Source organism: Haliea sp. E1-2-M8, assembly GCF_030649675.1.
Classification (GTDB): domain Bacteria; phylum Pseudomonadota; class Gammaproteobacteria; order Pseudomonadales; family Halieaceae; genus Haliea.
In genome coordinates, this window is the sequence record NZ_JAUTDR010000048.1 from 1 (window position 1) to 12,329 (window position 12,329).

The following is a 12,329-nucleotide window of genomic DNA, read 5'->3' on the forward strand; positions in this document are numbered from 1 at the left end:
CAGTTTACGGAGACCCACGGTGGCCGCCACTCCACCGTGAAGATTTACACCACTCATGGGGACACTACCCACGTCATCTGCAAGCCAGGTCAGATATCTCCATTAACCAATTGAAATCTGGCAGCCTGGGATACCCGCTCCTGCATCGCCGCGACATCCCGCACAAACAAGGTATTGCTAGTCTCAGACGGCGCTGCTGATTCGAGTCGCCGCAGTATCGGATCGTAGCTACACGTGGTGAACCCAAACTCGCGCATTGTGTCCACGAGCTGAGCATCGTCCCAACCATATCGCAGGCCACTGCCATTGGTTTCCATGATAACTACCTGTAGCGAGGGCGATGCCAGCGTGGATTGCCCGCCAGCAATCACCGCATGCTCGTAACCCTCAACATCAATCTTGATTATTAACGGGGTGCGATCTGCGCAAACTTCGTCCAGCGGCAGTACGTTTACAGTAACAAAGGCCTCACCCTCACCTTCGGCGAGAACGTGATTGGTGGTGTCCTGTGCGGAGGTGAATCGCAGCTCCCCGGCTGCATCACCAAGCCCGATGTTCATGCAGCGCACACGGTCATGCAGATCATTCAAGAACACGTTGCGACCCAACGCGGCGAAGGTTGCTGGTACCGGTTCGATCGCGATGGTGTCCGCGCCTACGGCTCCTGCGGCAAGTATGGTGTAACTCCCGATATTTGCACCGACATCGACGAATAACTCATCAGGGCGCAAGGCGTGGAGGACCAAACCCATATCATTGGTTTCGTGCAAACCACAGTACCAATTGCCCGTGGCCCCGGTCATACCACGAGTGACAAATAGATGGGTGCCTTGTACGAAAGGTAGAGCCGCTCCTGCGGGCAGGAACCTCGATCCAAGCTGCCATCGAATGACCCGCAATATCGCAGCCAACCGCGCCCCGCGATTCAAAGGGTGGCTGACCACAAAGTTCAACAAATTACTTAGTCCACTCATAGCTCTGTATCCGTGAGCACGCCAGGCGGTAAAGCCAAGTGCATCGCGTTTGATGTAGCACCTATCCGGCAGAAACTCAGCGAGGCAGCCCCCCTCTGCGCGGCAAAAACTGCCTCAGCTTGCTCAGGTTCTTCCACGCCAGGGTGCCCAGCCCCCCTACCCCACTGGCACGCAGGGCCTGGTAGTCCTCGCGGGACTTCCTGATAACATTGCGCAGGGAGCGATTGCTCGCCCCACCAACGCGCATGGTCACCAGCACCTCGGGGATATAGGCCGCCTTGAACTCGGGGTGGGAGAAGAGCCGCAGGATGAAGTCATAATCAGCGGCGATGCGATAGTCGGTATTGAAGCTGCCGATACGCTCATACCACTCCTTGCGAACGTACAGGGTGGGGTGCGGTGGCATCCAGCCTCGACTCAGCCGGGCCGGCGTATACTCACCCGCACGCCAATAGCGCACCAGCTTGCTAGTGTCCTCCTTGCTGACGTAGCAGAGGTCGCCGTAGACGCCCTGCACTGACGGGTCCGCAAACGCCGCCTGGACATGCGCCAGCACCTGGGTATCGGCAAACAGATCGTCCGCGTGCAGGAAGCCAACGACGTCGCCCCCTGACAAGGTTATGCCCTTGTTCAGCGCGTCGTAGATGCCACCGTCGCGTTCGCTCACAAACGCACCGAAATCTTTTCGGTGGCCTTCGAGCATTTCACGGGTTCCGTCGCTGCTTGCTCCGTCGATTATCACATGGTCCACATCAACACCCATCTGGGCGTGAACAGATGCCAGGCAGTCATCAACTGTATCGATGCAGTTATAGGTCGCGGTAACAACTGAAATCACTAAGTTAACCCTTTGAGTGAGTGAAGTCTCAGCAAGTGATCGTACTCATGCGCAATGATGGCATGACAAATGTGAGTTCGAAGCATCGAATCAAAGCAAAAAAAACACAGTGACCGTCAAGCCTGCCATCGTCCGTCTCGTGCTGTTTGATCCACCGGCACAGCATGTTGGCGTTAATGCCCAGACTGCGCGCAGCTTCTGCACGGCTGTAGCCCTGCTCCAACACCAAGCTGATCGCATCCAGCTTGAACTCCTTCGAGTACTTCTTTCTCGTGTTCATACCACCTCCAGTTCAGGACATTATCCTTAACTGGGTTGGGCACATCCATTAAACCACTTCAAACAGACATTGGCGCGCTTAGTGGACACTCCTTCCGAGTAGGAGGAGCGCTAGACCTTTTGGACCAAGGGGAGTCGCTCGAAAAGATCATGCTACGAGGAGGATGGCAGGCCGAGTCGACTGCTATCCGTTATCTGCGTGAGTGGGAAGGAATTTGAAGTGAAGACTGCCTACCTTTTCAACGCGGACACCATCATGTGTCCACTTCCCCTAATCTGAAACATCGTTAATTGGATGTCCAAACGCCCGTAGAAACGGGGTAGAACCCCTACTGCTATTCGTTATCTACGAGCGTGGCAGGCGGTTTAACTAAATACTGCCTCCAATCGCTTGAACTCACTGCAGTGAACCGAGGGTCCCGTACAAACTGGCTCAACTCAAGGGGTCAATATCAAGCACATCTCGAATTGCAACAACCGCGCCCACGCGGTTTCGCCGCATGTATTTCTTGACTTCACGCAGCTTCATGTCCACCAGGTAACGATACCAGAAGCCCTGCAGCACATGAAAAGCCGTGCCCTCGTGGCCATCGAGGAAACCCAACCGGATTACATAGCGATATAGGAAATAAACCAAGGCGCGGATACCGCCAGGGAGACGGGCATACATGCGCTCCTTGAACCAACGCTTGATTCCTGCCTGCTGGCCTCCACGTAAGTCAGCTACTGTTTCGTGGTTCATAAAGCCGTGCTCAAGATTCAACAGATCCACGACTTCTCGGCTGGCATAGGCATTGTGCTTTTCTGTCCACCACGTAAGGGAGTTCAGGTTGTCGTCAACGATTTCGCCCTCGAACTCCGTCGTCTGTCCATCCACCAAGATATGCTCGTCCATCCATCGATTTTCACAGCGCCCAGCACCATACCGAAAAAGACGCATTACACGGACCGGAAAGAGTCCTCCCCACCGCATCGGGCGCCCGAGAAATTTTATACGCCTCGAAATATAGACCCCGTTTGTTAGCGCCGGCTGGCCCTCCAGCTTCTGCTTAATCTCTGTAGCAAGCGCCTCCGTCACTATCTCATCAGCATCAAGACGGAGAACCCATTCTGTATCGGAAGGTAAATGCGCTAGTGCCCAGTTAAACTGCGTCGCATGATTGGTCCAATCATGGGTCATTACCTCGGCTCCATTTCTTACGGCTATTTCAACAGTGTTGTCGGTAGAACCACTGTCGATAACGAATATCCTATCGGCGAGACCCGCAACGGACCCCAATGCACGATCGATGTGGCGCTCTTCATTTTTGGTGAGAATAATAACGGTCAAGTGCATTCTGGGGTCTCGTCGGAAAACTTTATCGTCGAAGCCAATAAACAGTTAAAGCTGAGGTGGAAAACTAACCAAATATTGGGAATTAGGCGCCACAGAGTATTTTTTCCGCGCCTGTACAAGTTGTAACCTGCACTAAACATGTCTCTAGATTCGCCCACCATAATGCTCAGCAGCATTACTGGACGCGTCTATGTCTAATGAACAGCGTGCGACAATACCGAGGCACGCGCTTTTATACGCTCTAGCGCGGCAGATGTAGAATTTCACGCCTCTTGTTGGCGCCTCTGGGGATTTACAATATCGTCCGCCATGCGCAACGCAAATTCTATCAACGCAAGACTAGGACTTGAGCCTCCAACACTAGGGAAGACCGAGGTTGCCAATGCTCGCAATCCTTTGACACCGTGCACGCGAAGCTGCTCATCAACAACGCCGTCTGAAGCTGAATTACCGATACGAGTGGTTCCAGCGGGATGATAGATCCCGCCTGCATCCTTCAAGTTATCGAGCACAGTGCTACGGTCTCTCATCTTAAGTCGCGCACAGGAAACGATTTCGCCCGCGCGCCAGGTCGTGGCAAGCTGCTGAGCAACGCGCCAGAAGGCATCTTCGTCTTCCTGGTTAATTCTCCATTGTATAGCTGCCAGAGGCTGACCGAACACGTCCTTCTTAGTTGAACTGAGCGTGATCCGGTTTGCCGTCCTCGATGCTTGCTCTGTGACTAGATGAAGCTCAAAACTAGAGCCCGTCGGTGGCAGCACGCGCTTACCAATAAAGCGCCAGTGTACAGCCGCAAAAAACCAGGGGGCGTCTCGTAGAACTTGCAATACGTCCCGTATAGCGGGGAATCGGTGACGTTGTATAGATTGGAAGATTTTTCTCAGCCCATCGAACCCGCTCTCGCCATCTCGATAAAATGCCACATGCGCAAATGCAGCTGGCAGCCTATCTACGCCGCGCATGTGAGGTGATAATTCGAATCGTAGATTCCGCATACCTCCGCGCACGAACCGAAAGCTAAAAAGACGGATGATCTCATTCCTGTCCTCAACCTCAAGATCCGCTATGGGGGCAGAGATATGGTCGTGGAAACCTTGCCCAAGCGGCATTTCCTTAGGCAAGAGGCGGCCATCATGAGCTTCATTTAGCAACAAGAGAATCCGCGTTGTTTCGATGGCTCCAGCTGCTAATACGACCTCCGGAGCTCGGACCTCAATTCGTGCACCGTTCGCATTTGCGGCTACTAATCCTCGGGTTTCGCCATCTTCGACCAGAATTTCAGTGACCGTCGCATTTAACCAGACCGAAAGCGTTCGTGATTGTTTAATTCTCTTACGGAAAAGATTTGCCGTATTCCGGTTCGCAAATACGGGCCATTTAGGAAGCCTCGGTAGGAAACCAGGTAATAGTCCTTCGAGATCGCCACCACCCTCGTAGGTCCCCTGCTGCACCCCGAACGTTTTTTCGATCCGCTCGAGATGGGCTTCTAAGTCACACGACCTAATTCCCCAACCCTGATTCAAACTCAGTGGATGTGGGTCAAGATCAGTTTTAAGATAAGGCAGGAGGGCGCCGCCCCATCGGGTCGATGTACCCCCGAGGCAACGGAAGCGTCCGTGTTCTGCCCCCCCGTAGATTTCGCCGAGCACTTCGACACAGTTAAGTGGATGAGTCCCTAACTCTTGCTTCGCGCTGCCACTTTCAAGGACTACAACTGTCAAGCCACTCTGAGCAAGTCGATCTGCAAGAAAAAGGCCGGCCAAACCGCCGCCCACCACAGCTACATCTGCATGAATCGGATCGCTCGGACAATCGCGCTGTAGAGATTTCAGCACTTGATCAACTTACCTCTCGTCCAATTGACCCATTTGCAATCCGTGCAAACGTAGCGAGCCGGTGGGTTTGGCGTGTCGTCACCAAAACGGACCCGGTCGAATTGCGCAGCAAAGCCTCCCTTAATACATCCTCGCCCAAATTTTGGACCGCACCGCTCGAAAAGTAGCCATAAGTTAGCTGCAAGCTACGACCTGCGGCTCCCACTACGTCGGCTTCGTGTGTAGTCAGCCCGTCTCTAACTTGCACAATCTGAGCGATAGGCGATTGAGATTTAAGAAATGGCTCCACAGTAGCAGCGGGCCCTGCAACGCCGATCCAGCGAACCTTATCGCGAAAATTTTCCTGCCAGCGCTGCCATTCATCGCTGTTTAACAAGTTGATATTCGCCTCGTGCAGCAACAAGAGGTCCAGTCTGGTCCTGCGAAGTCGTTTTAGGCTACCTTCGACACTCAGGCTTGCCCGCTTGACGCTTAGGTCAACGATTGCTCGCGATAAAGGACAGATGACCTTACCCGCGACTTTACGAGCAAACATGGAGGCCCGTCCCTGATCGGAACCCCCCGGCGGGTAGAGACCCACTTTGGTCGCAATAGTAATATTTTCCAGCCCGCCAAAAGCGATACCTAACGCGCGCTCAGCTTCACCAAAACCGTAAAGTGGTGCTGTGTCAAAGTGGCTAAAACCCACATCCGCTGCAGACATAAGATGCGCCGTCTGCTTCTTTCTGCCGCCTATGTGATGCAGATTTGCAGTGCCAAAGGAAAAACGACTTATAGAAAGGTCAGTGTCAGGCAAGCATACTCGCTGCACAGGCTTAACTTCTTACGGCCGCGATATGTGAGGGGTCAATCCAGCGCGTGGTAAAACCTGCCGCTTTCAACAGGTTCTCAATATCAGCTGGGGCGCTTGCCATACCGCGCTCGGCCAGCAAACCAAAATGGACTTCAATAAAAAGCGCGCGTAGCCCTGGCGCCGCGATCAGGTCTGGCATCCCCCGCAGGACATCCAGTTCGAAACCCTCAGTATCGATCTTTAGAACATTTGGTATGCCAAGCGCCCGATCGACTAAGATCTCGTCACCGGTGGCGACTGTCACCTCCACGCCCTGAGACGAGATTCCAACAATCCGGTTAGTGGCGCCGATATCATCCTCGCCAACTTCCATCATCACGATTCCAGCTTCAGCACCAAGTGCAACATCAAGTAATTGGCAATTCCCAAAACTCTCAATGTTTCCGCGCAGACGGGCGGCAGTTACGGGAAATGGTTCGAACGCGACAACACTCCCGGACGGGCCTACTACCTCAGCAAAGCGGCTGGTGTAGTACCCTATATTCGCCCCAACATCCCAGACAGTATCGCCGGCCTGCAAATAAGAGAACAGTGCTTTGTCAAACGCCTCTTCATAACTACGCCCGCCAAGGAAACGACCGAGAATTCTTGTGACGCCTAGCTTTCTAGCGAAGCCGCGCAGGGCTATCAGATAGGAATTTGTTTGCCAGTTCATGGGTCGACATCTCCGTTTATAACTAGTCTCTCGCGCAAGTAACGAGCGGGGTTTCCACCCACCACAGCTCCCGAAGGCACGTCGCGTACTACCACGCTTCGGGCAAGAACCACCGACCGATTCCCTACCGTAACGCCTGGGCCGATAAATACCTCGGCCGCTACCCAGACTCCGGCCTTTAAAGTAATAGGCGCACCGGTGAGTGGAAAGTCGGCAACATCAAAGTCGTGGCTGGCGGTGCACAAATGGCTACGCTGACTTACGGTAACGTGATGCCCGAGTCGAACCGGCGCCACGTTGTAACAATAAACGCCTGCCCCGAGACAACTTCCTTCCGCCATCTCCAGATTCCAAGGGGCCCATATTTTGGCATCAGGATATGGGTAGGCTTTCCCAGTGATACGTGCTCCAAAAAAACGTAGTACAGCGCATCTCCAACCGTGGAACGCTACAGGTGTTAACCTAAATAGGACGAGCCATACCAACCACCAACATAGGCGCCTCAGCCGATCGCGCGTACCGATTTTCGCCAGTCGATCGAGGGGGATCATATCAACACACCTATGTCGCGTGACTGAACGCCTCGCTTTCCCCCTAAAGCAGCCTGGAAAAAATCGCCCCACACCCAATAGTTCCAATCAAGAAATTTCACATTTTATCCAGTTCTTTATGTTTGCGCGCATGCCTCTTGAGCGGCCCTCACATCCCGTGGCAATCCTAAACTGATCTAAACCCTAAGGTAGTAGCTACCAAAATAGCATCTTGCGCGTCCAGAATTTAGTCCACTCGAGTACCGAATACTCGCAGTGTTAGCGGCAACGCAAAGCCGAGATAGGGAACCGCCGAATCAAAAGAATGAGTAAGCCAAGGTCTCGTGGAACCCTTGCCACCATTACCTTCCCGCTTGATTAGCGCTCTGCGCGATTGACATTGGCATCAATTAATTGCTAAACCCATCACACTTAGACTACGCCTACAATCGGTGACTTCTGCTTGCAAAAACCAACATTTAGATAAGCGGAATGCATGGCAGATACACACTATCAGCTGAAGCGGCATTTTTCACACACTTTCCTTTGGTTGAAACCGTCCTTTCGCTCGCTGGACTTAGCTCAGCGTGATCAAATCCAACACAATGACTCATGCACCACGGCATGAAGGCATTTATATTGTGAGATATGACGCAAGTCGATGTTTTGCACTACGGCAGCGCCATAGACACAATAGCGGCTTACTAACGCTTGCTCCATACGCATTGACGAAAAATCGGAGTAAGTTACCATTGCGTATTCAAATTTTAAGAGTGGCTTCAAGCTGGAATCCTATCAATATACGAATGTGGGACGTGCACGTTTACCCAGTACCCATGAGTAAAGCTCAGACATATCACGTGCGATCATCGGCCAACTAAATGACGCCTCAACATATCTTTTCCCGTTTTCGCCCATATTTACGAGCTCTTGTGGTGATTTTGATGTCGCCTCCCTTAGCGCATGGACCAAAGGCTCAAGCCCAATATCAACCCACCATCCACAGTCATAATCTAGCAAGCCTTGCCAGGGAGCACCTTTTGTAGTGATCACTGGAACGCCGCAGGCCAAGGCTTCTGCTACGACCACACCAAAGTTTTCCGAGAAAGTAGGAAGCACGAAAAGATCTGCTGAGCGATAAAGTTTAGTTTTTTCCTCTCCATTGACGGCATCAATCACGCGTATCACATCACAAAGATCTTTTCTCTCGATCAAACGATTAATTTCAGCTCGGTGGCCGCCCTCATCTGGACCTGCAATAGTCAGTGTCCAAGCCTCCGGCTGAACTCTAGACCACGCCTCAACGAGCATAGCCAAACCTTTTTTGGGGTGTAATCTGCTTAGGAATAACGCATGTTTTTTGCGATAGGTTTTTGCGCCTACCTCTGTCGCCAGCGTCTTGCCTAGCGCAAGCATGTCAACACCATTCGGTATGATCGCGATTGGCTGACGGAACCCTAAACGCCGAAGGTTTTCTGCCTCTGATTCCGCTGTTGCGTGCAAAACCATGGCTGATAAGAGATCGCGCCGCTGGTAAAGAAGCATAGCTACCTGCTTTTTCCATGCCTTATATTGCAGTGCCCATGGCTCGGCCATTCCACGGGGGCTAACCACGTATGGAAAACGATGTTTTTTTGCAATAACGGCTGAGATATGATTTGCGCTTAGCCATAATCCATGGTTATGAATGATCGTATACTTTGTTCGTGCAGCCCCTATAATCGCGGACCCAAATAAAGACGACCAACGGGGGGATAGCAGTGTCGATCCTTTCGGGACCGATAAAGTGTTGACGAGACCAATTGGGGGAATCAACACCTTATCGGGGTCCTCATAACAATTTCCACGAGTCACGATGGTGACATCCCACCCAGCCAAACCAAGCTCTCGACATAAGGTAGATACAGTCACCGCTGGCCCTCCGTCCGATTTCCTAAGCGAAGAGAGCGTATGTACTATCGCGGTGCTGCTTTTAAATTCTTCCAATTCGACTCTGATATTAAACCCTGCCCTATATTCTAAAGATAAGACTAAATGACGCCAGCAACATGTAGTGATCAAGCGATCGTGGACACCAAATTAAAACAACTCTCAGCAACACCGAGTGACATACCGCCGTTTGCAGCATGTGGACGTCGCCAGTTGTAGTACCTTAAGAAATAGTCGTTGATATCCGTCCTGGCCACAGTCAAACTTTTTGTAACCCAGTGGCGGCAGCAATTCGGATTTCAAGCTTCGGAACAATCGCTCTATTGGAGCATTGTCCCAACAATTTCAACGCCTGCCTATACCCTGTTGAATCCTTTGGCGCCAAAGAATACGGCGGAACCGCCTGCTGGCGTATTGGGTGGCCTGATCCGAATGAAACATAAGATCTTTTGGATAACCGCGTGTCTCAAGTGCGACTTCCAAAGCGTCAACAACGAGTTGGGCATTCGGCTGGTCACTGATCGCCGAGCCCACCACCCGCCGCGTACAGTGATCCATTACAACGGCCAGATAGTACCAGCGATTTCCCGCCCACGCATAGGAGATATCGCCATACCAAACCCTTTGGGTTCCGCTACATCAAATTAACGATCCAGCAGGTTAGGAATATCTACCCGAGCCTAGCCATACTTCTTGTAACGGCTTGGACCCGGCTGTCGAGACTTGAAGCCGGCTTCGCGGGGCAAACTGGGAACTTTGAAACGACTGATGGCGAATCCAGTTTCGTTCATTTGATCCCTCAATGTGCGACTCCCAGCAGACCCGCACGAGCCGTCTGAGAGCTCGGTGGCCCTCACTTTCAACCTGACTCGCTTCACATCTGGCCTAAGTTTTCTGACCTTGTAGGCGTAATAACTCGAGCGATTGACGCCCAAGAGCCTCGCACAGTTGATTAGCTCTGTAATGCGCTCTCAGCTTCTGGATAAGTGCAAATGATCGACCTCGTCGGCGACTAACAGCGCGGGGCCTTTTTTAGGACCGACTTCTCCCGTTCGAGCTCGTTAATCCTAGTCTTGAGAGCCTGAATTTTCTGCTGCTTGAAGACATCTTTGACGCTAAAGCCTTTGTCTAAGACCAAGCATCCAGCCTCGCGCTTAAACTTCCGGCTAAAAGCCCGTCTTGGGTTCTACCCCACTTCTACGGACGGTTCTAAAACGGCTGAATACTCAAGATCACGCTTGGCCACTCTCCGTCGCTTTCGCGGATTATGAAAGCGCTCAATGTAATCGAACAAATCCGATTTGGCGATATCCCTTGTCCGGTACTTGCTCCGGTTTACACGTTCACGCTTGAGAACACCGAAGAAGCCCTCACAGGCGGCATTGTCACCGCAGTGACCCACGGCGCTCATGGAGCAGATCAAGGCGTTCAGCTTCAGAAAGCGCTGGTAATCACCGCTGCGAAACTGGGTGAATTCAACCGGTCGTCGCAACACTGGATTGTTGAACTGATTTTAGGTACTCGTCCAGTACTTCGGCGGGAGTTTTCCAGCCGAGTGTTTTTCGGGGCCTGGCGTTCAACGTATGGGCTACGGCTTGGATCTCTTTAACAGTCCATCGAGCCAGGTCGGTACCTTTCGGGAAGTACTGCCGCAGCAGTCCGTTCGTGTTTTCGTTTGTGCCGCGCTGCCATGGACTGTGAGGGTCGGCAAAGAAAATCTTTACGCCAGACTCGATGGTAAAACGGGCATGATCNCTGCCGCAGCAGTCCGTTCGTGTTTTCGTTTGTGCCGCGCTGCCATGGACTGTGAGGGTCGGCAAAGAAAATCTTTACGCCAGACTCGATGGTAAAACGGGCATGATCCGACAGCTCTTTCCCGCGATCCCAAGTTAATGAGCGCCAAAGTTCGACCGGTAGGGTAGTGACGGTTTTCTTGAGCGCATTGGCCATGGTAACAGCACCGTAGCCGGCAAGTGGAGGACCGTTCTTCACCCGAGGAGCCAGTCCATAGCCTTCCTCGCGAGGCAGATGGACGAGCATCGTGAATCGACTTGATCGCTCGACAAGTGTCCCTATCGCAGATCGGTTCAGACCGATGATCAGATCGCCCTCCCAGTGACCTGGCAACGCACGATCTTCCACCTCAGCAGGACGACGGGAGATCATGACGTCTTCGCTGACGTGCGCCCATGCTTTGGCCTGCGCCCTGCCTCTCGGTACACGCAACGCCCGCCCGGTGCGCAGACAGCTCACCAGTTCGCGCTTGAGAGCGCCGCGCCCCTGAATGAAGAGAGCCTGGTAGATGCATTCATGGGAGATGCGCATGGATTCGTCATCCGGAAAATCAATCCGCAGCCGATTGGAAATCTGTTCAGGCGACCAGCCATTGACCCATTTACGGTCACCGCGATGGGGTTTGTTTCGACCCTTGAACGGTGCATGTAGAGGCCCAGCAAGCTCACGGCCACCTGCGTCCTGAACCTTACCCTCCAAGCGCTCTTGGACGTAAGGGCGCAGTCGCGGGTGAGTCAACAGTTTCGCCTGCTTGGGTCTTTTGGCAATCAATTCCGCTTTCCACTGCGCAACTGAAGCGCGATACTCAAGCCGGCCGCCACGAGTTGCAGCGTTACGGGTCAGCTCCCGTGAAATTGTCGACGGACTTCGTTCAAGTCGGCGAGCAATCTCACGTATGCTAACACTTTGCGCCCGGAGCAGCCCGATCTCTTCTCGCTCAGAGAACGACAAATACCTTCCTGAAATGGGGGTAGACATGAACAATGGCATCCCGCCGCGATGACGAAACCAGCGTGCGCCTACCGCTGACGATACGCCAATAGTCTCTGCCGCCTTCTCGCTGGTTATCCCGGTTGCAATCTGCTCCCAAAATAGCCGCTCGGTCTCACGGCGAAGTGACGGCGCGCCTGGGGAGTGCATCGCACCACGCCCGGTCAATTCCCGCATCCACCCCGCAGGCCTTCCCATAAACACCTCCAATATCAAAGGTGTTGCGACGACCGGTTGAATTCACCCTGGCTCCCACGATCCGAGTGTAGAATAACCGGGCCATTGTCCTGGCGCTGCCACACAGCCATTTGAACAG

At 52.9% G+C, this 12,329-nt stretch carries 7 protein-coding genes and 5 pseudogenes; all 12 read right to left on the reverse strand.

Annotated elements, in window-relative coordinates; translation table 11 throughout:
* Window positions 1-89: 89 nt before the first annotated feature.
* Entirely contained in the window at window positions 90-974 is an 885-nt protein-coding gene (locus tag Q6D67_RS21010; protein ID WP_304707760.1) for an FkbM family methyltransferase, read from the reverse strand.
* A gap of 76 nt (window positions 975-1,050) precedes the next feature.
* Window positions 1,051-1,812 carry a glycosyltransferase family 2 protein gene (locus Q6D67_RS21015; protein WP_304707761.1) on the reverse strand — a complete coding sequence of 254 codons (762 nt, stop codon included), beginning with the start codon at window positions 1,810-1,812 and terminating at the stop codon, window positions 1,051-1,053.
* A 130-nt stretch (window positions 1,813-1,942) separates the two neighbouring features.
* Window positions 1,943-2,092 (reverse strand): annotated as a pseudogene (locus tag Q6D67_RS21020) (transposase); the annotation flags it as partial.
* 432 nt (window positions 2,093-2,524) lie between these two features.
* Entirely contained in the window at window positions 2,525-3,421 is an 897-nt protein-coding gene (locus Q6D67_RS21025) for a glycosyltransferase family 2 protein (RefSeq protein WP_304707762.1), read from the reverse strand.
* 269 nt (window positions 3,422-3,690) lie between these two features.
* Complete coding sequence (locus Q6D67_RS21030; RefSeq protein WP_304707763.1) at window positions 3,691-5,262, reverse strand: GMC oxidoreductase; 1,572 nt, start codon at window positions 5,260-5,262, stop codon at window positions 3,691-3,693.
* A gap of 4 nt (window positions 5,263-5,266) precedes the next feature.
* The gene (locus Q6D67_RS21035; RefSeq protein ID WP_304707764.1) at window positions 5,267-6,073 is read right to left on the reverse strand and encodes an aldo/keto reductase family protein; all 807 of its coding nucleotides are present in this window, start codon (window positions 6,071-6,073) and stop codon (window positions 5,267-5,269) included.
* Window positions 6,074-6,077: 4 nt separating this feature from the next.
* Window positions 6,078-6,770, reverse strand: coding sequence for an FkbM family methyltransferase (locus tag Q6D67_RS21040; protein ID WP_304707765.1), 693 nt, complete (start codon window positions 6,768-6,770; stop codon window positions 6,078-6,080).
* 1,325 nt (window positions 6,771-8,095) lie between these two features.
* Window positions 8,096-9,211 carry a glycosyltransferase gene (locus tag Q6D67_RS21045; RefSeq protein WP_304707767.1) on the reverse strand — a complete coding sequence of 372 codons (1,116 nt, stop codon included), beginning with the start codon at window positions 9,209-9,211 and terminating at the stop codon, window positions 8,096-8,098.
* Window positions 9,212-9,357: 146 nt separating this feature from the next.
* Window positions 9,358-10,367, reverse strand: a pseudogene (locus Q6D67_RS21050) (IS3 family transposase).
* 48 nt (window positions 10,368-10,415) lie between these two features.
* A pseudogene (locus tag Q6D67_RS21055) lies at window positions 10,416-10,700 on the reverse strand (IS3 family transposase); the annotation flags it as partial.
* Window positions 10,701-10,704: 4 nt separating this feature from the next.
* Window positions 10,705-10,939 (reverse strand): annotated as a pseudogene (locus Q6D67_RS21060) (IS30 family transposase); the annotation flags it as partial.
* 57 nt (window positions 10,940-10,996) lie between these two features.
* A pseudogene (locus Q6D67_RS21065) lies at window positions 10,997-12,190 on the reverse strand (IS30 family transposase); the annotation flags it as partial.
* Window positions 12,191-12,329: the final 139 nt, after the last annotated feature.

Coding starts and splice junctions, on each gene's coding strand:
- Q6D67_RS21010 (WP_304707760.1), bottom strand. CDS start 974: ATGAGTGGACTAAGTAATTTGTTGAACTTTGTGGTCAGCCACCCTTTG.
- Q6D67_RS21040 (WP_304707765.1), bottom strand. CDS start 6,770: ATGAACTGGCAAACAAATTCCTATCTGATAGCCCTGCGCGGCTTCGCT.